Below are 24415 nucleotides of genomic sequence, written 5' to 3' on the forward strand. Positions count from 1 at the left end.
AGTGTGGGTATTACCCATGTGAGAGTAGGGTGCCGCCAGACTTTTAAATTAGAGAGAGCCCAGCAGTGATGCTGGGCTTTTTTGCTTTTGTGGTTATCTTAATTTAGCTTTATTTTATATTGAATAACAATATTTAGTTAATTACATCATTTTATTTAACTACAAAACACTATTAACCTTACCACCTAATAATATCAATTAGAACCTGACCAAAAGACATGTTCATTAACTATTTTCATCTAGTAATAGTAAACATGGATTTTGAATATTTTAATCTAATAAAAATCAGTCAGAAAAGGTATTGATTTTATTTAATTTTTTATTTTGTTGTTTTTTATAAAAATAATTTCATTTTAATCGATAAGATCCTTATCTTGCATCATGTTAGGCATAGTTATATCATGGCTACAATCCCATATTATTAAGGAATAACTATGTTAAAGTCAATTGACCCAACTACTACTACGTCTTGGAAATCACTCCAAGCTAGTTATGAAAAACACCATACCAAAACCATTGCCCAGATTTTAAAAGAAGAATCCCAACGTGTTGAAAAGCTCAGTATTCGTTTTGAAGATGAGTTTTTGGTTGATTTGTCAAAAAATCTTATAACGCAAGAGACGCTAGCATTACTTTATAAGCTTGCTGACGAATGCGATCTGGCTGGCGCAACGCAGGCTATGTATAGTGGCGAGAAGATTAATCGCACCGAAGACCGAGCGGTATTACATGTAGCGTTACGCAATGTATCGAATACCCCAATTTATGTTGACGGTAAAAATGTGATGGATGATGTTAACGCTGTCTTAGCTAAAATGGAATCATTCAGTAAAAAAATTATTAGTGGCGAGTGGAAAGGCTATACCGGCAAGTCGATTACGGATGTAGTGAATATTGGAATTGGTGGTTCTGACCTTGGTCCACATATGATTACTGAAGCGTTACGTCCTTATAAAAATCACTTAACTATGCATTTTGTGTCGAATGTTGATGGGACGCATATTGTTGAGGCGCTGAAAGAGTTGGATCCTGAAACGACGTTATTTTTAGTGGCTTCTAAAACCTTTACTACGCAAGAAACAATGACTAATGCGCAGACTGCACGTGCATGGTTACTTGATGCTGCTAAGGATGATAAAGCTGTTGCGTTGCATTTTGTTGCGTTGTCAACTAATGCGAAGGAAGTTGAAAAATTTGGTATTGATACTACCAATATGTTTGAATTTTGGGATTGGGTTGGTGGACGTTATTCGTCATGGTCTGCGATTGGGTTATCGATTGTGTTATCCATTGGGTTTGATAACTTTAAGCAATTTTTGGCAGGCGGTCATGCGATGGATAAACATTTTCAAAGTGCGCCAATCGATAAGAATATCCCAGCTTTACTTGCCTTAATAGGTATTTGGTATAATAACTTTTATGGTGCCGAAACCGAGGCTATTTTGCCTTATGATCAGTATATGCACCGTTTTGCTGCTTATTTTCAACAAGGGAATATGGAGTCGAATGGCAAGAGTGTAGATCGCAATGGTCATAAAACACCTTATACCACCGGTCCAATTATTTGGGGTGAACCGGGAACAAATGGTCAACATGCTTTTTATCAGTTAATTCATCAAGGTACTAAACTTATTCCTTGCGATTTTATTGCACCGGCGATTAGCCATAATCCTGTTGGCGATCATCACCCTAAATTGCTATCTAACTTTTTTGCTCAAACCGAAGCATTAGCTTTTGGTAAAACAAAAGAACAAGTCGAGCAAGAATTTATTGCTGCAGGTAAGACGCTTGATGAGGTGAAGTCTATTGTTCCGTTTAAGGTTTTTGACGGTAATAAGCCGACGAATTCGATATTAGTGAAAAAGATCACACCTTATACTCTCGGTGCATTGGTTGCGATGTATGAGCATAAGATATTTACTCAGGGCGTTATTTTGAATATCTTCAGTTTTGATCAATGGGGTGTGGAGCTTGGCAAGCAATTAGCAGGCCGAATTTTACCTGAATTAGCGGACGATAAACCTGTAAATTCTCATGATGATTCAACCAATAATTTAATTAACCAATACAAGAAGTGGCGTTAGGTTGTTTTAGCCAATTGGTGAGTTTATTTAGATAAAAGAAAACCTTCAGTTTAGGCTGAAGGTTTTTTTATGTGGAAGAATGTGTTTGCTTATTTTTTTATTCGCATTATTGGGGTTTTACCTGCTTCGACAGAGCCTGATAATTTGGTTAACTCAACGACTGTTTCCATATTTGAAATGACCACAGGTGTTAACACTGATTTGGCTTTGCTTTCAAGTAGTGGTAGATCGATTTCAATAATGGTATCGCCTACTTTTACTTGTTGGCCTTCTTCTGCAATTCTAGTAAAGCCTTCACCTTTTAGTTCTACGGTATCAATACCAAAGTGAACAAAAAGTTCAATGCCTTCATCTGATTCAATAGCAAAAGCGTGGTTAGTTTCGAAAATTTTGCCAATTTTACCATTTAATGGTGCAACGATTTTATTCCCTGATGGTTTGATTGCAACACCATCACCAACGATTTTTTCAGCAAAAACCACGTCTGGTACATCTTCGATTTTGACAATTTCACCACTTAAAGGGGCAATAATCTCGATGCTGTTTTTATTATCATCAGATACGAATTGCTTAATTTTATCGAATAGACCCATTATTGTCTCCTAACAGATTTGCTTTTCATTAGCATAATTTTCAATTAAATCAATAACTTCTTTTGAGGTTGCTTTTTCTAGTACAGTATCAGCAAATTTTTTCGCCTCTTCATAGTTAGTGTTACGAATTAATTTTTTAATTTTAGGAATAGATACGGCACTCATACTAAATTCATCAAGTCCCATACCCAGTAATAGAATTGTGGCTCTTTCGTCACCAGCAAGCTCGCCACACATACCTGTCCATTTTCCCTCTTTATGAGAAGCATCTATAACCTTTTTAATCAGTGTTAATACTGAAGGTGAAAATGGATTATAAAGGTGAGAGATCAATTCGTTACCACGATCAACTGCAAGCGTATATTGTGTTAAATCATTGGTTCCGATACTAAAGAAATCCACTTCTTTAGCTAAATGATGTGCAATTACAGCAGCTGCTGGAGTTTCAATCATTACACCGATTTCAATATTTTTATCGAATGCTTTACCTTCGGTATTTAATTGTTCTTTAAGAATATTGATTTCAGATTTTAATGTGCGAATTTCTTCCACAGAAATAATCATTGGGAACATAATGCGTAATTTACCAAATGCTGAGGCACGTAAAATTGCGCGTAATTGTGCATGAAGAACTTCTTTGCGATCTAAACAGATACGAATTGCACGCCAGCCTAAGAATGGATTTTCTTCTTTTGGTAAATGCATATATGGCACATCTTTATCGCCACCAATATCCATAGTACGGACAATTACCGATAAACCTTTGGTAGATTCGGCTACTTCTTTATAAGCTTTAAACTGTTCTTCTTCATCAGGATAGGCTTCGCGGTCCATGAATAGAAATTCAGTACGGTATAGACCAACACCTTCATAGCCGTTACGTTCCGCACCTGCAATATCACGCACAGTACCAATGTTGCCACAAATTTCTACTTGGTGACCATCAAGGGTGACTGCAGGTAGATCTTTCAATTTAGCCAATTCTTCTTTGTCGTTAATATATTTAGTTTGAACTTGTTTTAATTTTTCTTGAGTGGTGTGATCTGGATTGATATAAATGGCATTATTTATCGCATCCAAAATAATAAAATCCCCTTGTTTGATTGCTTGAGTTGCATTAGATGTACCAACAATAGCAGGGATTTCTAATGAGCGAGCCATGATAGAGGTATGTGAAGTTCGTCCACCTGCATCCGTAATAAAGCCTAACACCATTTCCAAGTTTAGCTGAGCTGTTTCCGATGGTGTTAAGTCAGTTGCAACCAAAATACAAGGTTGACTAACTGCACTTAAATCAACGATTTCGATACCTAAAATATTTTTAAGTAATCGTTTTCCAATATCACGAATATCAGCAGCACGTTCTTTTAGATATTCATCATCTAAATTTTCTAATTCTTTAGCTTGAGTTTCAAAAACTGATTGAACCGCGGCATCAGCAGTCGAATGTTTACTTTGGATACGAGAAATGACTTCTTGTTCAAGATCCTCATCTTCAAGAAGCATAATATGACCCTCAAAAATGGCTGCTTTATCTTCGCCTAGCGTAGATTTTGCTCGTTCCATAATCGCATGCAGTTGTTTGCTTGATTTTTCTCGAGCTTCTTTAAAGCGCTCAATTTCAGCGTCAATCTTGTTATCGAGAATTTGTCTATTATTGATAACAATAGGCTCTTCTTTTAATAATAGCGCTTTAGCAAAAGCGATACCGGGGGAAACAAGTGTACCTGATACCATAACATTTAATCCTTATTCAATTTTAAAACCGTTCATATCTAATTGGGAGAGATTATTCTAATTCTGGAATTAATTTTACTAGATGTTGTACAGCTTCTTTTTCGTCTTCGCCTTCGGCAGAAATGCTAATTGTTGTCCCTTGTGTTAAACCCAACGTCTGTAATTTAAATAGACTTTTAGCACTTGCACTTTTTCCATCAGATGTGACAGTGATTTCTGCATTGAAGTTTTTGGCTTCTTTAACAAATTGCGCAGCAGGGCGAGTATGAAGGCCGTTAGATGCAGTAATGGTGACATCTTGTGTGTACATATTTTTTTACTCCCAAAATATTTTTATTTCAGCGACCAATATAAATAAAAACTGCCTGAAAGGCTAGTAAGATTTCATTGTTCTTTTATATTGAGTCAATTGTATTAGCTATAATTTATAATAATAGCCATATTTTATCAGTATCGGTAGATACGAGTGACTTTGTCACTGCAGTTTTTAAATTCTACCTGCCCATGGATTCCATGTTTAATATTTTCAAAAACGATTTCTTCACTACCATCAAGCTGTGATACGTGAATTTCTTCTTTGCAGAAAGTTTCGAATCGTTGTAATTCTTGTTCGCTATTACCTAATTTATACGATTTAGGTAAATCTTGGCTGGTTACATTGGTATGTATTTTATCTTGTACATCAAGAATAATGATGCCTTTATTGGGTAAAAATGAACTACAGGACGCTAACGATAATGCTAATCCTGAAAGGCATAATAGACATAATCGTTGCAGAGGCAACTTCGCAATTAATCCTACAATGTTCAAAATAATTCCTTTATAAAGCACAGTAACCTGTTTATTATTTATAATTAGATACGGATTATATACTAATAATCGAAGAAAGTGCATAGTGCATTTTTAGTGATGTGACAAGATTAGGGTGGAGTTTATGTCTGATACTATTAATTATGATGAATTTAATCGTCAACTAGTCCAAAATAAAATAGGTATTACCGCTGCTGAGTTGCATGGTTTTCTTTCTGGTATCTTAGCTGGTGGTAATCATGATGAGAGCTGGCGTTCATTAGTTAAAGATATGTTGAATAATGGACAAGTGTTTGACGCGTCGTTAGATGAGCAAATTAAAAACCTCTATCATTTAACTAAACAACAGTTTTTTAATGAAAACTTTGAATTTGAACTGTTACTCAGTAGCCATGATCTGTTTGCGCAAATCGATGATTTGGTTGGTTGGGTTAACCATTTTTTGCTTGGTATTGGTCTTGCGCAACCCAAAATTAATCGCCTTAAAGACGATGTTGGCGAAGCAATTTATGATTTACGCCAAATTGTGAAATTAGGTTATGACGAAAGCGACGATGAACAAGAGCTCGGTTTTGCATTTGAAGAGATTAAAGAGTATGTCCGCATAACGGCTATGCTTTGTTTCGATGAGTTTAATGAGACGGATATCTCCCCAACAATTCATTAAGATTAATAATTATACCTCTATTAAGGTCATGACAATGATAAACAGCAATATCAAAATAGAACTTTTGGCACGTAGGGAAAAACTACTTTCTCAGATGGCAACAAATAGTATTGCACTTTTTTTTGCTGCTCCAGAAATGGCACGCAGTAATGACACACATTATCCATATCGGCAAAATAGTGATTTTTGGTATTTTACGTTTTTTGCTGAACCAGAAGCGGTTTTTGCTGTTATTAAACAACAAGATAATATACCTAAATATGTCTTATTTAATCGTAAAAAAGAGCGATTAGCCGAAACGTGGACAGGTTATCGGTTAGGACAACAGGCAGCATTAGACGCTATTTGGGTTGATGAAGCTTATCCATTTGATGAACTTGATACTGTATTACCCGATTTATTAAATGGTAAAACAATCATTTACCATGCCGCTCAACAGTATGTATATGCTGATAATTTTGTTGATAATGCAATGAGGAGGTTGCGTCAAGGTTATAGAACGAATCTTTCTGTACCCAATTGCATTATTGATTGGCGACCGATAGTGCATGAAATGCGTATGTTTAAATCAGACTTTGAAATGGCCATTTTACGTCAAGCTTGTCAAATTAGCGCAAAAGCGCATATTCGTGCTATGCAAAAATGTAAGCCGACCATGTTTGAATATCAACTGGAAGCTGAAATTTTACATGAATTTGCTTGGCATGGTGCACGCGCTCCTGCTTATAATACTATTGTCGGTAGTGGCAATAATGGCTGTATATTGCATTATGAGAATAATAATGAACAGTTAAAAGCGGGCGATCTAGTCTTGATTGATGCCGGCTGTGAGTATCAATATTACGCGGGGGATATAACTCGTACCTTTCCTATTAATGGTCAATTTAGTCAAGCTCAGCGTGAAATTTACGATATTGTTTTAGCATCACAATATCAAGCCATTAAGTTATTAAAGCCAGGAACTTCTATTATGGAGGTGAATCATTATGTTGTTAGAACAATGGTCGAAGGTTTAGTCAGATTAGGTATTATGCATGGCGATATTGATACTTTAATTGCTGATAAAGCTTATAGCACATTTTATATGCATGGTTTAGGACATTGGTTGGGGATTGATGTGCACGATGTGGGTAGCAATCGAGATCGAATTTTAGCGCCGGGCATGGTGTTAACTGTGGAGCCGGGTTTATATATTAATAAAGATGCCGATGTGCCAGCGCAATATAAAGGTATCGGCATTCGAATTGAAGATAATATCTTAATTACTCAATCAGGAAATGAAGTCTTGACCAGTGATGTCCCTAAAAGTCCTGAGGAGATTGAAAAACTGATGGGGAACAAACTTGCTCATTAGCCATGTTGTTGCTGTGATTTTTAGGTGATTACCATTTTATAGCCGCTGCCATTTATTCACTATACAGATGCTATAGAAATGAGTGTTATAGCATAGGTGTTACAGCGGTTTTATTTGTTGTAATTAATTTAAACTAATTGATTTATCGCGATTGAAGATAATTTTTATTTTCAGATCTTTGGCTGCAATTGGTTTATATTTCCACGTTTTCATGGCATTAATGACAGAACGATTAAAAATATTATTAGGATTTGCTTCAATAATACGAATATTTTCAACGTGTCCATCACTGTTTACATCAAACAGTGCTACTACATAGCCTTCTACGCGCATATCGAGGGCTCGGCGTGGGTATTCTGGTTGATTTCTCCTTATTGGTGAAGGGGTGCCAGAATATTGACGGCTATCTGAAATTTGTGGAGCTACAGAAGTATTAGCAATATTTTCGTTAATCACTTCTTGTCTCACTTGCTTATGCGATGCTTTTTGAATTGGTGGGGCCTTTTTCTTCGGTTTTGGTTCTTTTTGGGTTTCAATTTTCTTTTTGGGTTCAATGGTCGGTTTATCGGTTATTTTTTCAATAATGGATTCTGTTTTTTCTTCTTTAACTTCAGGTTCGACAATTGGTTCAATAACCGGTTGTATTGGTGTTTCTTCGATCTTTTGGTTATCAATAAGTTCGCTATTTTCTATCCCTTGAATATCTGGTTTATCTTCTACTAGGGATTGTTCTGGTGCTGCCAACAGTGATAGATCAACCATGACAGCTTTAATTGAATTATCACCTTCGTCGACTACGATATTTTGGGCAAGTAAGACAGAACTAAATAATAGCGCAAATAATACAAGATGAGACAGTACAGAAACTGATGCACATACATAGGCATTTTGGGTCTTTTTTTTAGTTGGGCTTAAAGGCGCCTTGGTATCATCGATGTCTATATCAAAGTTAATCTTCATAATGATTATCATTTTCAACTTAAGGGAATTATTCTAAATGAAAATGCTTATCATTTGTAGTCTTTTTTAAAATATGATAGATGACACCTTGTTGCCTAATAATATTTATCAGATAATAGAAAATAAATATCAATTGTTTATAGTGGTTAGGCTGATGAATACTCCATCAATGAATCAAATATTCGATCTTGTTAAAGAAGATCTTATTAAAGTTAATAAAGCTATACAGGCAGAGCTAAGTTCTGATGTGGCTTTAATTAATCAGTTGGGCAATTATATTATTAGTAGTGGTGGGAAGCGCATACGCCCCGTTATTGCATTATTAATTGCCAAAGCACTCAATTACCAAGGTGATAAACATATTATCACCGCAGCTTTTATCGAATTTATTCATACAGCCACCTTATTGCATGATGATGTTGTTGATGAATCGGATTTACGCCGTGGTCAATCAACGGCAAATGCGCTTTTTGGTAATGCTGCTAGTGTACTTGTAGGTGATTATATTTATACACGCTCTTTTCAAATGATGGTGCGTACAGAATCGTTCAAAGTCTTAAAAATTATGTCGACTGCTACCAATGTGATTGCTGAAGGAGAAGTACAACAACTCATTAATTGTAATGATCCTGATATTACCAAAGAACAATATTTAGAGGTAATTTATCGCAAAACGGCTCGTTTATTCGAGGCAACCTCGCATTCTGCTGCTGTGCTAGCTGGTGCAAATGAAGAGCAAGAGTTGGCTTTACAGGAATATGGTAAATATCTAGGTACGGCCTTTCAAATCATCGACGATCTTTTAGATTATAGCGCTGATAGCAATCAAAAATTGGGTAAAAATTTAGGGGATGATCTTAATGAAGGCAAACCGACCTTACCTCTTTTACATGCGATGCATCACACTAAAAATTTTCAAGATGCGGAATTAATTCGCCAAGCAATAAAGCAAGGTAATGGACGTAACTTATTAGATCGTATTTTACAAATTATGGATGAATGTGGTTCGCTTGATTTTACGTTACAAACCGCTCAAAAAGAAGCGCAAAAAGCGTTTGATGTTATCGCTATTTTACCAGATTCGCCTTATAAACAAGCGCTACAAGCTCTTGCCTTATTATCAGTGAAAAGAGAAAACTAATAAGTCAGTTTTTTATGTGCGCTTCTATGATTAAGCGCATCGTTTTCTGAAATTTTTATCATGAGTTTTATTCCAATAACTTCAAAGTTTGATTATGGTGATTATTTATGCTTAAAAGGTCTTGGCCTGTTTTGTTAATTTTTATTTCGATGATTTCAGTTCAAGGCAGTGCATCTATCGCTAAACACCTATTTCCCGTATTAGGGCCAGAGGCAATGACAGCTTGGAGATTGTTTTTTTCGGCAATTATGTTGATTTTTATATTCAAACCATGGCGTAAATCAATGACAAAGCAGGCATTGAAATATATTTTTTTGTATGGAATTTCAATTGGTTGTATGAATTTAGCATTTTATAACGCAATTGCAAGAGTGCCTTTGGGGGTTGCTGTGGCTATTGAGCTCACTGGGCCGATTATGGTAGCAATGTGTTCGTCACGAAAGTTACTTGATTTTATTTGGCTTATCGTTGCTATTGTCGGTCTGTCCATGCTTTTGCCGCTTTATCAAGTGTCAGACAATTTAGATCCTATAGGGCTTTTATTTGCACTATTAGCTGGAAGTGGTTGGGCGTGTTACATTTTGTTTGGACGTAAAGCTAGTACGCTTTATGGTGCATCAAGCGTCGCTGTTGGGTCGGTGATTGCTACGTGCTTTTTATTTCCTATTAGTATTTTGCAAAGTGGAAGTACAATGTTTTCGTTGGAATTGTTGCCTCTGGTTTTCGTGGTTTCGTTATTAGCATCGGCGATTCCTTATGGATTAGATATGATTGCTTTACCAAGATTACCAGCGCAAACATTTAGTACACTAATGAGCTTGTCGCCTGTTTTTGCAGCGCTTTCTGGATTAGTAGTTTTGCATGAGCAGTTAACCACCAATCAGTGGCTAGCCATTATTTTTATTATTATCTCATCAATAGGCACCGTGCTAACCATGAGTCGCTCAGTAAAGATTAAATTGGTTGAACCAAACCCAGAAAATAAGTAACAAGATTAAGTTATTAAAATTAATATCGCGCTGTTTATCCGCGCGATATTTTTATAGAAAGTTTATACAAAGATAGCGATGACTATTGCTCATGAAAAAATTGATTTATGGCGTATTAACGAGGTGGGAACCCCATTCCACCGCCCATCAGTCCTTTCATTTGGCGCATCATTTTCATCATGCCACCGCCTTTCATTTTTTTCATCATTTTTTGCATATCTTCAAACTGTTTTAATAGTTTGTTGACATCTTGTACTTGTGTACCCGATCCATTTGCAATACGGCGTTTACGTGAACCTTTAATGATTTCAGGATTAGCGCGTTCTTTTAATGTCATCGAACCAATAATGGCCTCCATTTTGATAGTGATTTTATCATCCATCTGCGCTTTGATATGATCAGGAAGTTGACCAACACCCGGTAATTTAGCCAACAGAGTACCCATTCCACCCATATTACGCATCTGTTTGAGTTGGTCTTGAAAGTCATTAAAATCGAACTTATCGCCTTTTTTCAGTTTTTTAGCAATTTTTTCTGCTTTTTCGCGATCGACATTATGTTGCAACTCTTCAATCAAAGAGAGTACATCACCCATACCTAAGATACGCGAAGCAATACGATCGGGGTAAAACGGCTCTAAAGCGTCAGTTTTTTCACCCATCCCTAAGAATTTTATCGGCTTACCGGTAATATGACGAATGGATAGCGCCGCACCACCACGCGCATCACCATCCACTTTGGTTAAAATTACACCGGTAAGTGGCAAAGCATCATTGAACGCTTTAGCCGTATTGGCAGCATCTTGCCCGGTCATGGCGTCAACCACAAATAATGTCTCAATTGGATTAATGGCTTGATGAAGCGCTTTGATTTCATCCATCATGTCGTTATCAACATGCAAACGACCCGCAGTATCGACAATAAGTACATCAAAGAATTGTAATTTTGCATGAGAAATAGCTTTATTTACAATACTGACCGGTTTTTCAGTAATATCAGATGGAAAGAACTCAACATCAATCGCTTTAGCCAGTGTTTCTAACTGTTTAATTGCCGCAGGTCGATAAACATCGGCAGACACCACAAGTACTTTCTTTTTCTGTTTTTCTTTTAGAAATTTAGCCAGTTTAGCAACGCTAGTTGTTTTACCGGCACCTTGTAACCCTGCCATTAACATAACCGCAGGTGGTTGGGTTGCCAAATTGAGTGAACTATTGACTTCCCCCATTGCACGGGTAAGTTCATCTTGAACTATTTTGATAAATTCTTGACCTGGTGTTAGACTCTTGCTGACATCTAATCCAACAGCTTTTTCTTTAACTTGATTAATAAATTCACGAACTACTGGCAGGGCGACATCAGCTTCAAGTAATGCCATACGCACATCGCGTAGTGCATCTTTAATATTGTCTTCAGATAGTCGTCCACGACCACTGATATTGCGAAATGTCTGTGATAAACGGTCGGTTAAATTCTCGAACATATTAACTCTCGTAATAAATAAAAAATTGTAATTATCATATCAGAAAATTTCAATAAGTCCCACGATCATAATTTTGCGCCGGCTTGACAGCAAATTGCGATCCTGTTGAAATGAGGACAAACAAGAAACAAATACCTTAACCATTTTAGTTATTAAAAAGTTGGGTAGATTAAATAAGGAGAACAGAGTATGGCAAAAGTAATTAGTACTGACAAAGCACCAGCTGCTATTGGGCCTTATGTTCAGGCCGTCGATTTAGGTAATATGTTATTTGCCTCAGGACAAATCCCACTGAACCCCACCACAGGTGACATGCCAAGTTGTGTGAAAGAACAAACTAAACAAAGTTTAGCCAATGTTAAAGCGATTGTCACAGCGGCCGGTTATCAAGTCAGTAATATCGTCAAAACAACTATTTTTTTAGCTGATATGAATGATTTTGCTGCGGTAAATGCGGTATACGAAGCATTTTTTACTGAAAATAATGCCTCTTTCCCTGCTCGCTCTTGCGTACAAGTTGCTCGAATTCCTAAAGATGCTAAAGTCGAAATTGAAGTTATTGCTGCTAAATAAATTTGCTTACCTGATTAGCACCAAAAGGTGCTAATTTTTTTCAAAAAACTTCATTAAATCCCAAATGTTAGTATAAAAAAAGCGGGTCAAAACACATTATATTTTTAGTTATCTCATCTATTACTTTTTACTATCAAAAATACAGCCATTTTCTAACCCAAAATCAAATTAATTATTTATTGTTAAACTGTTATTTAATGATTGATTGCCAATAAAGTTGGTGCAATAATCTACAAATATTTATTGTTGTTTTTTGTGCCGAATGGATTGTGAACATGTTTGAAAAAGTAGAACCGTATGCAGGGGATCCCATTTTATCGTTAGTCGCTGAGTTTATGAATGATAGCCGAGATAATAAAACGAATTTAAGTATTGGTTATTATTATGATGACAACAGCGTTGTTCCCCAATTACAATGTATAAAAACTGCTCGTGATGATATTTATCATCTCAATCAAGGTGCACAATTGTATTTGCCAATGAGTGGCTTGCCAACGTATTGCCAATCAATTCAGTCTCTATTATTTGGTGAAGACCATTCGGCTTATAAAGATAAACGTATAGCAACGATACAAACATTAGGTGGTTCAGGCGCCCTTAGAGTAGGGGCTGATTTTTTATTTCGCTATTTCCCAAAATCTGAAGTATGGGTCAGCGATCCAACATGGGAAAATCATATCGCTATTTTTAGTGGTGCAGGGTTCAAGGTAAACAAATATCCCTATTTTGATGAGCAAACTTGTGGTGTAAAATTTGAAGCAATGCTTGAAACATTAAATCAATTACCGGCTAAAAGCATTGTGTTACTTCATCCTTGCTGCCATAACCCGACAGGTTCTGATTTAACACATACGCAGTGGGATAAAGTAATCGAGGTGTTAAAGGCCCGTGATCTTATTCCATTTATGGATATTGCTTATCAAGGTTTTGGTGAGAGTATTGACGATGATGCCTATGCGATTCGCAAAATGGCAGATACAGGATTGTGTGGATTTGTCAGTAACTCATTTTCGAAAACATTTTCACTCTATGGTGAACGTGTTGGGGGATTATCCGTTTTATGCGATAACAGTGACGTCGCTGCCTGCGTATTAGGGCAGTTACAAGCCACCGTTCGCCAGAATTATTCAAGCCCAGCAGCTTATGGTGCGCAATTGGTGAGTTATGTATTAAATCATCCAGAGCTTAAAGCGCAATGGTTTAAAGAAGTCGAATCAATGAGAAATCGCATTGTAACTATGCGTACAATGTTGGTTGAATTATTAAAAACTGCTGCACCTAACCGTAATTTTGATTATTTGGTTAAACAGCGAGGCATGTTCAGTTATACCGGTTTTAGTAAAGAGCAAGTTACACAATTGAAAGATAATTTTGCTGTTTATTTGGTGGGCAGCGGAAGGATGTGTGTAGCGGGTTTAAATCACCATAATATCTACCGTGTGGCAGAAGCATTTGCTACATTAAAATAATCATATTACTAAAGGAGTATATTGTATGTTCCATAAAATGTTAATGTTGATATTTGGTATTGCTATGACAACACTTGTTGTTGGATGTAACACTGTTAAAGGTGTTGGTCAAGATGTTCAATCTGGCGGAAAAGCCATTTCACATACTGCCGAAAAAGTGAGTGATAAAATGTAAATAAGGTTATATATGCCTAGCAATATTTCCGTTTTTAACTATGTTTTAGAGTAAAAATGTTACGTATTTTGCCTATAGTTACATTATTTTTTCTTGTTGGGTGCGGTTCGTTAAACTATCGAACTGCACCTTTAACGCTGGATAATTGCCAGTATTCAAACCTATCGGGTATTGAATTTTTATTGAATAAACTCCCCTCAAATATACAAAATTATCAGCATGTTTATATTGCTCAGAGCCGAGCAAGCAAACATTTACCAAGTAGTTATGCCGGAATAAAAGGTAAATTAACCGATCAAATTTTGGTGCGATATTATCCTAAAGAAACATTTTGGCGAGCACCAAATTTGTTCGAAAGGGCTTCTTTGTACGATGATGGATACGATGATCTTTACATCAGCAAAGCTCAAAAAGAAGCTCGTGACCGTAAAGCCAAATTCGTAGTAAGACAAGCACTGTTACAGAACTGCCAAATCGTTTATATCTCTATTGATTCTTTAGCCAAAGATAGGGATAATCCTTTACTCATCGAATCTAATGATTTATCAATCATTAAACAGGAATAAAAATGATAAAGGGAAAAGAACTTAAAGGATTAGGCGGTTGGCTAATTTTAGTTGGTATTGAATTAATTTTTTGTTTTATTTTTATTGGATATGTTACTTTTTCTAGACTAAATGCGATTAATTTTATCGGCGTGTGGACACAATTATTGGATCCCTACTCGGAAATGCACACAATTCATTTGGGTCTGTTTATTTTAGGTGACATGGGGCTAAATTGTTTATTTTTGCTTTTAAACGCTTATATTCTATTTTTATATTTTACTAAAAGTTATAAATTTCCTAACTTTTTTATTATATTTAGTAGCAGTTTTATTGTTTTTAAGCTAATTCAAAGATGTTGGTATCTTTTTATAGTGTTACCATTTGAAGTTAAATTCGAGTTTTCTTTTATAAAAGATATTGTTATAGCAATCATTTATACCTGTATTTGGATTGCTTATGTGTTAAAGTCAGTGCGAGTCAAAAATACATTTGTTAATGGTCGCCGTAGTGACGGTACCTATAGCTCCACTGTTGGTTAATTGTATTAAGGAAATAAAATGACATCAAATTTAGAAAGTTCAGCAAGTAGAAAAGTCAAAAAAGCGGTTATCCCTGTTGCCGGTTTGGGTACGCGCATGTTACCTGCAACTAAAGCAATTCCAAAAGAGATGCTTCCGGTTGTTGACAAACCACTTATTCAATATGTGGTTAAAGAGTGTATTGCAGCTGGTATAACTGAGATTATTTTTGTGACTCATTCATCAAAAAACTCAATTGAAAACCATTTCGATACTAGTTTTGAATTAGAGGCTATGTTAGAAGCACGTGTTAAACGTCAGTTATTGCAAGAAGTACAAGGCATTTTACCTAAAAATGTCACAATAACCAGCGTTCGCCAAGGTTTAGCTAAAGGACTGGGGCATGCGGTATTATGTGCATATCCTTTAGTTGGCGATGAGCCGTTTGCTGTGGTTTTACCTGATGTGATTATTGATGAATACGAAAGTGATTTGACTTGCGATAATTTAGCGGCAATGATCAATAATTACCATGAAACCAAACACAGCCAAATTATGGTAGAGCCAGTGCCAAAAGAGCTAGTTTCTTCTTACGGTATTGTTGACTGCCGTGGTGAAACGTTATCTGCTGGTAATGTAGCACAAATGTATAGCGTTGTTGAAAAGCCATCAATTGAAGAAGCGCCATCAAACCAATCGGTAGTTGGACGCTATGTATTATCTGAAAAGATTTGGCCTTTACTTGCCAAAACACCATTAGGTGCTGGCGGTGAAATTCAATTGACCGATGCAATTGCCATGCTACTTGAAGAAGATAGTGTTGATGCTTATTGCATAAAAGGTCGTAGCCACGACTGTGGTAATAAACTCGGTTATGTGCAAACCTTTGTTCAATACGCAATGCGTCACAAAAGTTTAGGTAAAGATGTTAAAGCATGGTTAAAGACGCTTTAGTTTTAATAACATCAAACAATATTAAAAAGACGCAGTTTGCGTCTTTTTTCATTCTTAAATTTGAATATTTTATTAATATCAATTTTACCTTTAAAAAGGTATGCAATTTTCGCGTATATTTTGTAGCTCCTTTGGACTATCTTCATAATAGTCTATTTCGGATATTTTAATGCGCTTTCCATCGTATTCAATAGAATCAATACAATTGAATACGATGGGATTCTGATAATAACCAAAAAATTGAGGTGTAACATAAGTAATTTTAATATTTTTTGGCTGTTGAGATACTGGTTGTTGAGATACTGGTTGACTAGCAACAAAAGCATTACTTTTAAAAAAATAGTAGCCACCACTAATAACCAGTACTAGAAAAACAGCTCCTAATACCCAAAGTACTTTGTGGCTAATTGATTTACTTTTTTTTTCAATAACAATATTACTCATATCTTATTACCTATATTAACTCACTATCACAACACGAGCCTGCATTGAATGCGACGGTTTGATTTATTTGTTTTAGTTAAGCATTATCATACTTAGCTAGTTATTCATTTATATCTAAATGTGTTAACGGAAGAAAACGATATAAATTACGATATTTGCTTAATATGTTATTCACTTCTGCTTGTTGTTCTTCGGTTAATTGAGCACTGATTTGCGCTACTTTTGTTGTTGCTTTGGTTTGATTATATTCAACTAACAAACGATACCAAACTAAAGCTAACACATTATTTTGAGGGATTTCTTTACCTTGCTCATGCATTTGTGCAAGTTCAAACCATATTTTATAAATATCAGTCGAGGATAATTTTAAATTTGCATAAAAGTATTTTGAGAAGCGATTTTTTTGATAGTATTCGCTAATTTCAGGATCTAAATGGTACTGACTTAAATCATTTTGTAATAAAACTAATTTAGTATATTCAAACGTATTAATATTTGTATTGTCATAATAAAAAGCTAAAAGCCCTGCAGCAGCAGGGCTGCCTGATTTTAGTGATGTTTTTAGATAAGGTAGCACGGTATTATTTGGCAAAGTAACCTGTTTTTGTGCCAGTTCAAAAATTGCATAAGGATTATTAGCTGCAACTTGAGCTTTAAGCATTGTATGAAATTGTTCATATTGTTTTGACAATTTGTAATATTGTGTTTTTAAAAATGCTTTCTTTTTATCATTTTTATTACTGCTATCAATCCAACTAAAGAGCAACTCTTTCTTAGGTGTACAAATAAAAGAATTTGCACCGTTATTCATTTGACTTAACAACTCACCTTGTGCAAAAGTATCGCCATTAGCTGCAAGTGACAATGCGGCTTTACAACCTTGATACGTTTTTAGCCCATTCCCATTTGAATCATGTCTTATTTGGTGATATGTGGCTTTATCGTTTTGGTTCTCTTCGCTTTGAGTTTGTAACCAATCCATTCCATCAACCATAACCGTTGGAGAATGGTACACTTGTTGATGGTTAAGGTATTGGGTTGTTAACCAATCAAATTCAGGATGAGATTTATCAATCGTGATCAAAAAATACTGAGCAGGTTGATAACCTTGCTTAGCTGCCAAATCAAGATATTGCCAAGCCTCATGATAACTTTGCTCAACGCCTTTGCCTAAATAATAAATGATACCTAGCCGATAATTTGCTTTTGAATTACCTAATTCAGCCGCTCGTTGGTAATAGGTTATTGCTGTCTTTTCATCCTCAAGAATAAAGTCATATAACGTACCAAATTGATAAAGCACTGTCGGATTGTTGGGTTCAATTTTTAATGCTGATTGATAAAGATCTATCAATTCATTAGTTGTTTTACCTTCAATATTTCTAGCATCACGATAAAAACCATAAGCTATTTCCTGTTGTTGGGCAAGTTTCAGCAAAAGAGGAATAGATTCAAATTCACGTAAGAGAGCATAACTCTCAACTTGAAGTGTTTCGACTAGATCTTCTATCAGTTTTTCATAAAAAACTTCTTTATCTTTAGGGTTATCTGCAAAAACAACGTCGATAACCTTTTGGGCTTTAGCAATATCAAAGTTGTTGATATAAAATGGCGTAATAACTTGATGTAAAAATTGATTTTGCAATGACATATCAGTTGAAGATGTAACGTATTTATATTTTTTTAAGTTCATCTGATAGTCTGTTAGGTCATCTTGGTACATGCCTAAATGATAATATTTTATTGCTTCTCCAATATCCTTTTCTACACCTAAACCATTTAAATAAAACCACCCTAACTGGAAAGCTGCTATCTGTTTAGACTCTTTTGATATGTTAGATTGCTCGGCTACTTTTAATAACCATTTTGCTGCCCAAAGGTAATTAGGCGTATCTAATTTAGAACCGTCGGGTTGCCCACCCTCCAAAAAGTAATTAGCCATTTGCATTGACGTTTCTAATGTTTTTTCATCAACAAATTTTCCGGTATTATTTGCTGTATTTTCAAGCCAGTAGAGTGACTTTTTGGGGTCATTGAGCTTATCTTGATAGAGTTTATAAAGTTGATATTGTGCAAGATTATAAAATCCCCAATCGGTACTTGTGCTAGCTATTTTATAATGCTTGATTGCTTTAGCATAATCGGCTTTAACCTCTGTCCCCTCGTGATAAAGCAATCCTAACCAATAATGGGCTTCGCCGACGCCAATTTTTTTACCATTTGGCTGTGCTAACCAAAATGTACCTTCAACGATTCGAAATTTTGCTTTATCTGGAATCGGTGAGGCAGCCCTTTCTAACCAATAAAGCCCTTTTTTAATATCTTTAGGCACCAATTCGCCTTTAATATAAGCAATACCTAAATCTTTTTGGGCGATAGGGTATAAGTTTTCGGCCGATTTTGTTAAAAACTCAATATATTTATCGGCCGATTTATCGCGGCAACCTGACAATTTTTTATCATGATGACTAAAATATAACTGATCAGTTTGACAATAATAACTATCGTTTTTTGTTAAAGGGCTATAAGCCTCAGCGATTTTATATTGGGCAACGCTGTCTTTCTTTTCGATAGCTAAATACCAATCTTCTTGATAGATGACGCTTGCAAATGTATGATTTGGGAAAGCCAAAAATATGGCCAATAAAAAAAATACTCTTATATTATTCATTTCATTATGTCTTGCTTGTTCAAGTTTAAATTACAAAATAGATAACGATCTTCCATCAATTTAGCGAAGTTGGATTAATGGAGTTTTATCAACTTCGAACGAAGAAAAATATAAACTAGGTTGATAATGAATTGCCTTTGCATCATAAAGCCGTTCGGTGTTCAGCGAAGGAGTTATATAATATTGTGTAAGGCGTTTATCTTTTGCCCAGTCAGGAATATCGCTAAATGAATAATGATAATAGACCAATCTTGATGTTCTACTGCGTTGATTATACCTTGTTGGACTCGATTCAGTTTTATACACATCATTGACTTTAATGTTGCCAAAACAAAAACCGCCTTTTTCTGGATTAAAATACGTTTTACCTTCTTGGGATAATCGATATCTTGTGGCATAAGTTAATGACCCATCCAACTTGGTTATGGATAATTTACGTTTAGTTAATAAGTTTAAATCGACAAAAATATCTACTAGTTCATCATTCAGATTATCTTCAACGATATTGTCATCAAAAATATCTTTAGGAAATGGTCTTACTTCTTCAGGTAAAGAATAACACAATGGTTGATTATTATTGATTATCGATTGTAATTCATCTTTATTGATGTTGTTATCACAAGCCACAAGCGACAAACCACAAAGCAACATAAGTAGTGTTTTTAATTTCATTATTGATGCCATCCTTCGTAGATGTGGGTAATTAAACCAATTCCTGACACGCTATAAAGCTGATTGTTTTTATCTAAACTAAATGTAGCGATTGCGGTCTTTGATGGATTATTAATATACGAATTTTGTTTTGATAAAATAGGCTCAATATTGGCAGGAAAATCTTCCACTTTATATTGGTACTCAACAGTAACATAATTACCATCTTTATCGGTTTTGCTTATTTTTTCAACCGTGACCTTACCAAAACAAAAACCAGAATGCCGTAATTTAGGCCAAGTTTTATAGTAGCGTTTCCCTTTTTCGGTGAGGTGATAAGTGTATCGATAATCTTTCTCAAAGTGACTTCTCTCTTTGATCGTCTCATCAACTAATTCGGCATCGACCGCCATCAATAGAGGCTCTGATACTAAGACAGAATAATCAAAGTGATAAGGGAAATTATCAATGCGTGTAAATACAACGCATTCAACGGGTTCACCATTCTCATTAATTGCATCAAAACGTTGTTGAATTTCTTTTTGCCACTGTTCAGATGTTAAATTAAGTGTCGCATCAGCACGTGACTGATTACTAACGATGGTTAACATCAATGCCATACATAACTGACAAGATGATATATATTTCTTAAATTTCATAAAGTTTTAACGCCCTATACCTGTATCAGAATGATAATAAAATGGTTCAAAAAACAATGCATTTTGCAAGTTAGTTAATTCTTTTGAATCATTTTGTTGTTCCGTTGCATTAATAAGTTCAGTTAATGATATTGGAAAGCAACGTCCTTTATTCAGATAATCAAAATTTGCCGTAGAAAGTGCCGAATCTGTTAACGCAAATTGACTACAGCGATAAACAGGTTGCTTATCAAATTGATATTCTGGTCGTATTTTAATTTGCTTAGCCCAATCAAATTCCATTAGCGCAGAATTAGCTAACATATTGTTAGGCGGGGTGGTTAAAACAATCATATGATCTTTAACAAAAATGACTTGAGCAATAATTTGACCGGTAATAACTTCTTGTCTGTTATTTTCGCGGATACGTTCAAAGATATAACGATAACCAAATTTCATTGTGTGGTTTTCAACATCTAATTGTGGCTCTATTAACCATTCAAAATGTTGATAGCGATTGCGGTAATTTATCACTTTGCGTTGTAAATTATTTTTTATTTCTTGCAGACGTTCAGGATCATCAAACAGCTTTTTTTCTGCCTTTAAATCAATATAGCCAACATTATGTACAGAAATACACAATTGATTATTATTGCTATATGCTGGCATCAAAAAACGATTACAGTTTTTTTCAAGTGAAGGCCACTCATAATAAATATAACCATTTGGTACAGTTAAATCAGCAATATCTTTAATATTAACCGTTTCAGGGCCGGCTAAATAGGTTTCATTTTTGGTATGATTGATTGTATTGGTGTTTTTATCATTTTGTTTTTTAGTGACAAAATAATTGGCAATTTCACTGATTTTATCTTTGGGAATGTCAACGACCTTATATTTTTTATCCATCCAAGTATCTATTACCACCGATTCCTCAACATATCGGTTTAATAAGCACTCTTTTTCAATGTCTAAAGGCCATACAATGTTATCTTGGGTATCTTTCAAAACGATCAAATCTTGCTTACAAGCACTGTTTTGAGTTTCATCGATTTTATCTTCATAGAATAAAACATGACCATCCTGATCCAAAATTTTGGTTAAAAATTCCCCATCTTTATAGTCTTTTTCTGGTAATTTGGTTTTAGCATAAAACAGCACATGATCACCGACTTGAACGGTACTATAGTCATCGTATTTGTCGAGAGTTTCACCTGTAGCATTAATTAAACGATACTTATCTTCATTACTATCCTTTTTAACCCAACTTACCGAACCATAAAAAGGGGCAACTTGATAAAAACTATTTTCATAGAGCATTGTCCCTTCGTAATCGTAAAGTTGATATACCATATAATTATCTTGATAATTTTGCACCCAAAAATATTGACCAGAAAGATCTACATTATTATCAAAATGATAGCTATTCATCTCCCATGCTCGTTTACCGATATCCACTTCTTTACCGGTTTTTTTATTAATAAGATATTTGCTGTTATGTTTGTCACACAGCTGCATGATTTTATCGAGGGTGGCGTCTTGGCAATGTGGATTGTATTTGGTGCTTAGCTCATTGGGATTCTTGCTGACAAATTGCCCTTGCAAGTCAATATACCCCCGTTTATTATCTTGCGTTTTTACTTCGGCGTAACCATTATTAAATGGATTGATTTTTTTATAATAAACGCCTTTGGGGGTAATTAAATGACCATCGGTATCAATTAAAACCGATACCTCGGTATCTTGATAGTAATAAGCAATTCTTTCATTACCTAAATACGTTAACGACCCACCGGGTTTGAAAGTTAAAATATCACCCTGTTTATCAAAAGAATATTCAAAGTTGTTAACTTGATTAAAATTATTAAAAAAAACATCATTACTTTTTTGTATAATCCAATAATGATCCCTATAAGTTATTGAGTTTCCATCCCCCTCATTATCAACAATCACCTTACCGCTACTATCAAGTAACAAATTCTTATAAGGTATATAAAGTCTTGCATCATCAGCATACGACGACATTGAAAAGCAAGCCAAACTTATTAGGTATAAAGCGCTCTTTAATCTTTTTCTTATCACTTATTTATTTCCTTTCCTCAGTAATAACAATATTCCATTTATTCATTATTGACGGTGAGCGTTTATTGAATAACGGTAATAGTAAAATTAATGATTATTTTTATTAACACCTAATTCTAAAATAAAATAAGGTTAATTTCTTGTTATTTTTCAAATGTAATTTTTGAAAATGGCGTATGGTTTTTATTAGGGGGGCTTTTCTATAAAAAAACACGCTATTAAATGCTCAAAAATCGGTCAGGAAAGGTATTGATTTTATTAAAGTTTTTATTTGGCGATTTTTAGCCAAAAACCACCGCCCAAACCCCTTATCCCAAAGCCCGCCAACGTAGGCTGACTCATCCTTTAACAAAACTTTACAAATTTTTAACAAAAAAGGTAGCGCATTATTGTTCAAGCGGTTATAATTTAATCGCTTACAAAGCAAGGGAGTGCTCATTATTAGAGCAGTCAGTTATAAAAAATCTAAATAAAACATAAAATTATTTGACAGGATGATCGAAATGCATTACCATTTATGGCATCTGGCATCTGGCATCTGGCATCTGGCCTGCCAAACCTACGCCCTAAAACTTTTTAATTTTCACCGTAGTCGAAATCAGACACAGTTCTTATTTTCATCAGCGAGGTCATTTCGCGTAGCGAAATCGGCGCCGTCATCGCGGTTTTTACTGGCGATGTTCTCGGCGGATTCTTCGACAACATTCTCGGAAACCTCTTTGGTCAGGTCATCGGCCACCTCTTCGGCAAAATTATCGTCGATATCCAAGAGGTTGTTAAAACCGCCATTGGTATACAAACCGCCATTATGGTTTAGAGCTTCATTGTTATCTAAATCGGAGTTGTTCTTTGCGTCATTGTTGTTGTTGTCGTATACACAGGGTTCTGTGGCATTAACGCCTTGTTCACAGCCATTCATGGCGTGTACTTCAAGGGTAATAGAGGGTAGTGCGCCATATTTAACGTTTGATGGAGGACAGACAAAGGCAACCGATACAGATACTTTTTTGGCAATAGAGTTGCCGAATGGTAGAACTATCACGCCTTCAACTAACACATCGAGTTCTACAAATCCGATAATGTTACCTAATGGAAATTTCACATTTAATGATATTCATATGGTGATACCGTCGGGTTCAACATCTACCAGTTTAAATAGTCTAATTAGGCAAGGGAAGTGGGGAGATGATGATGGGGATGGACAGGGTGCTAATGGAGTTACCGCATCAGGGGATATATGGGTAGTGATTTATAATAAAGATGGCAGAACTGTTAGTCGTGGTGAGACATTAAGTAAATGTCGTGCACCTTATAAGGTAACTTTAGTTAGTACAGGGGGATATTTACAGACCCAGTACGGGGTTCCTAATAGAACCAGTTTTAGTGGAGCTACGGTGGATTATTACATCAAGCCAGATTCTTCTGGTAGTTGTTACTTTGCGAGTAGCGCAAGGCCGGGTCTCTCCTATGGCACAGGCAGTTCCGCCGGCCCAGCTAACATATGGGACCCTAATAAGGGTTTTTTAACTCAGTCAACTGATTCATCCTCTTACGACCGAAATTTTCCTACAACGGGTGCTGATGGTTTGCATTTTGACTTAGAGATGCCTGCAGGAGTGGATGGAAGTCGGTTTACGTGGTCTCCTGTTACTCGTGATGGAATAACAGCTACAGTCAACTGGGAGTCAAATTTGGCAAGGACAAGGGTAACATTGCATGGTCCTAGGTCTAATAGAGCTCAGATGCGTTCAGGTAATCCTAGTCCTTTAGATGTACCTTCTTTGCCACAGAGATTTGAGTTGGTCGGTAGGGATAGTCGAGGTAATGAGGTGAGGTATGGGTTTGTCTTAAAACAGTGGTTCGTCAATCGGGGT

The 24415-nt window shown here is 35.6% G+C and carries 23 protein-coding genes; 12 read left to right on the forward strand and 11 right to left on the reverse strand.

Going from position 1 to position 24415, the window contains the following annotated elements; all coding sequences use genetic code 11:
* The first annotated feature begins 434 nt into the window (after positions 1 to 434).
* Complete coding sequence (gene pgi, locus GA0061081_RS10515; protein WP_091350769.1) at positions 435 to 2084, forward strand: glucose-6-phosphate isomerase; 1650 nt, start codon at positions 435 to 437, stop codon at positions 2082 to 2084.
* 89 nt (positions 2085 to 2173) lie between these two features.
* Here pgi and crr read toward each other — a convergent pair whose 3' ends face one another.
* From crr to GA0061081_RS10535, 4 genes are all read right to left on the reverse strand, one after another.
* Positions 2174 to 2677: a PTS glucose transporter subunit IIA gene (gene crr, locus GA0061081_RS10520; protein WP_091350771.1), complete on the reverse strand. Its 504-nt coding sequence runs from the start codon at positions 2675 to 2677 to the stop codon at positions 2174 to 2176.
* 9 nt (positions 2678 to 2686) lie between these two features.
* A complete protein-coding gene (gene ptsI / locus GA0061081_RS10525; RefSeq protein WP_091350773.1) occupies positions 2687 to 4414 on the reverse strand; it encodes a phosphoenolpyruvate-protein phosphotransferase PtsI in 1728 nt (575 codons plus the stop codon).
* Positions 4415 to 4466: 52 nt separating this feature from the next.
* Positions 4467 to 4724 (reverse strand): phosphocarrier protein Hpr, encoded by a 258-nt coding sequence (gene ptsH, locus GA0061081_RS10530; RefSeq protein WP_091350776.1) that lies wholly within the window; start codon positions 4722 to 4724, stop codon positions 4467 to 4469.
* A gap of 137 nt (positions 4725 to 4861) precedes the next feature.
* Positions 4862 to 5224, reverse strand: a complete 363-nt coding sequence (locus tag GA0061081_RS10535) for a hypothetical protein (RefSeq protein WP_091350778.1) — start codon at positions 5222 to 5224, stop codon at positions 4862 to 4864.
* A 124-nt stretch (positions 5225 to 5348) separates the two neighbouring features.
* Between GA0061081_RS10535 and GA0061081_RS10540 the strand changes: the two genes are divergently transcribed.
* On the forward strand, positions 5349 to 5891 hold the full coding sequence (locus GA0061081_RS10540) for a UPF0149 family protein (RefSeq protein ID WP_091350780.1): 543 nt from the start codon (positions 5349 to 5351) through the stop codon (positions 5889 to 5891).
* Between the two features lie 37 nt (positions 5892 to 5928).
* On the forward strand, positions 5929 to 7245 hold the full coding sequence (gene pepP, locus GA0061081_RS10545; RefSeq protein ID WP_425337799.1) for a Xaa-Pro aminopeptidase: 1317 nt from the start codon (positions 5929 to 5931) through the stop codon (positions 7243 to 7245).
* Positions 7246 to 7368: 123 nt separating this feature from the next.
* On the opposite strand, the gene GA0061081_RS10550 is transcribed toward pepP, so the two are convergent.
* The gene (locus GA0061081_RS10550; RefSeq protein WP_167349352.1) at positions 7369 to 8205 is read right to left on the reverse strand and encodes a TonB family protein; all 837 of its coding nucleotides are present in this window, start codon (positions 8203 to 8205) and stop codon (positions 7369 to 7371) included.
* Between the two features lie 154 nt (positions 8206 to 8359).
* Between GA0061081_RS10550 and ispB the strand changes: the two genes are divergently transcribed.
* Together ispB and GA0061081_RS10560 are read left to right on the forward strand one after the other, a co-directional pair.
* Positions 8360 to 9346, forward strand: coding sequence for an octaprenyl diphosphate synthase (gene ispB, locus GA0061081_RS10555; RefSeq protein ID WP_091350788.1), 987 nt, complete (start codon positions 8360 to 8362; stop codon positions 9344 to 9346).
* A 107-nt stretch (positions 9347 to 9453) separates the two neighbouring features.
* Positions 9454 to 10335 carry an EamA family transporter gene (locus GA0061081_RS10560; protein WP_091350790.1) on the forward strand — a complete coding sequence of 294 codons (882 nt, stop codon included), beginning with the start codon at positions 9454 to 9456 and terminating at the stop codon, positions 10333 to 10335.
* Positions 10336 to 10450: 115 nt separating this feature from the next.
* Here the strand turns inward: GA0061081_RS10560 and ffh are convergent, their stop codons facing one another.
* The gene (gene ffh, locus GA0061081_RS10565) at positions 10451 to 11818 is read right to left on the reverse strand and encodes a signal recognition particle protein (protein ID WP_091350793.1); all 1368 of its coding nucleotides are present in this window, start codon (positions 11816 to 11818) and stop codon (positions 10451 to 10453) included.
* 189 nt (positions 11819 to 12007) lie between these two features.
* Here ffh and GA0061081_RS10570 point away from each other — a divergent pair, with 189 nt between their 5' ends.
* The 6 genes from GA0061081_RS10570 (at position 12008) to galU (ending at position 16055) form a co-directional block, all read left to right on the forward strand.
* Positions 12008 to 12391 carry a RidA family protein gene (locus GA0061081_RS10570; protein WP_091350795.1) on the forward strand — a complete coding sequence of 128 codons (384 nt, stop codon included), beginning with the start codon at positions 12008 to 12010 and terminating at the stop codon, positions 12389 to 12391.
* A 275-nt stretch (positions 12392 to 12666) separates the two neighbouring features.
* Complete coding sequence (locus GA0061081_RS10575) at positions 12667 to 13860, forward strand: amino acid aminotransferase (RefSeq protein ID WP_091350798.1); 1194 nt, start codon at positions 12667 to 12669, stop codon at positions 13858 to 13860.
* A gap of 43 nt (positions 13861 to 13903) precedes the next feature.
* Positions 13904 to 14035 carry an entericidin A/B family lipoprotein gene (locus tag GA0061081_RS10580; RefSeq protein ID WP_370516545.1) on the forward strand — a complete coding sequence of 44 codons (132 nt, stop codon included), beginning with the start codon at positions 13904 to 13906 and terminating at the stop codon, positions 14033 to 14035.
* Between the two features lie 56 nt (positions 14036 to 14091).
* Positions 14092 to 14601: a hypothetical protein gene (locus GA0061081_RS10585; RefSeq protein WP_091350804.1), complete on the forward strand. Its 510-nt coding sequence runs from the start codon at positions 14092 to 14094 to the stop codon at positions 14599 to 14601.
* A gap of 2 nt (positions 14602 to 14603) precedes the next feature.
* Entirely contained in the window at positions 14604 to 15122 is a 519-nt protein-coding gene (locus GA0061081_RS10590) for a DUF2569 domain-containing protein (RefSeq protein ID WP_091350807.1), read from the forward strand.
* A gap of 18 nt (positions 15123 to 15140) precedes the next feature.
* Complete coding sequence (galU, locus tag GA0061081_RS10595) at positions 15141 to 16055, forward strand: UTP--glucose-1-phosphate uridylyltransferase GalU (RefSeq protein WP_091350810.1); 915 nt, start codon at positions 15141 to 15143, stop codon at positions 16053 to 16055.
* A 90-nt stretch (positions 16056 to 16145) separates the two neighbouring features.
* Here galU and GA0061081_RS10600 read toward each other — a convergent pair whose 3' ends face one another.
* The 5 genes from GA0061081_RS10600 to GA0061081_RS10620 form a co-directional block, all read right to left on the reverse strand.
* Positions 16146 to 16499 (reverse strand): hypothetical protein, encoded by a 354-nt coding sequence (locus GA0061081_RS10600; RefSeq protein WP_091350813.1) that lies wholly within the window; start codon positions 16497 to 16499, stop codon positions 16146 to 16148.
* Positions 16500 to 16599: 100 nt separating this feature from the next.
* On the reverse strand, positions 16600 to 19170 hold the full coding sequence (locus tag GA0061081_RS10605) for a tetratricopeptide repeat protein (protein WP_091350816.1): 2571 nt from the start codon (positions 19168 to 19170) through the stop codon (positions 16600 to 16602).
* A gap of 60 nt (positions 19171 to 19230) precedes the next feature.
* Positions 19231 to 19842 carry a hypothetical protein gene (locus GA0061081_RS10610; protein ID WP_091350818.1) on the reverse strand — a complete coding sequence of 204 codons (612 nt, stop codon included), beginning with the start codon at positions 19840 to 19842 and terminating at the stop codon, positions 19231 to 19233.
* Positions 19842 to 20480 carry a hypothetical protein gene (locus GA0061081_RS10615; RefSeq protein ID WP_141683374.1) on the reverse strand — a complete coding sequence of 213 codons (639 nt, stop codon included), beginning with the start codon at positions 20478 to 20480 and terminating at the stop codon, positions 19842 to 19844. Before GA0061081_RS10615 ends, GA0061081_RS10610 begins: the two co-directional genes overlap by 1 nt.
* A 6-nt stretch (positions 20481 to 20486) precedes the next feature.
* Positions 20487 to 22484: a WG repeat-containing protein gene (locus GA0061081_RS10620; protein WP_091350824.1), complete on the reverse strand. Its 1998-nt coding sequence runs from the start codon at positions 22482 to 22484 to the stop codon at positions 20487 to 20489.
* A gap of 560 nt (positions 22485 to 23044) precedes the next feature.
* On the opposite strand from GA0061081_RS10620, the gene GA0061081_RS10630 reads away from it, so the two are divergent.
* Positions 23045 to 24415: hypothetical protein (locus GA0061081_RS10630; protein WP_141683375.1), on the forward strand; the 1371-nt coding region annotated here is incomplete at its 3' end.

The sequence above is a fragment of the Gilliamella bombicola genome (genome assembly GCF_900094945.1).
GTDB classification, from domain to species: domain Bacteria; phylum Pseudomonadota; class Gammaproteobacteria; order Enterobacterales; family Orbaceae; genus Gilliamella; species Gilliamella bombicola.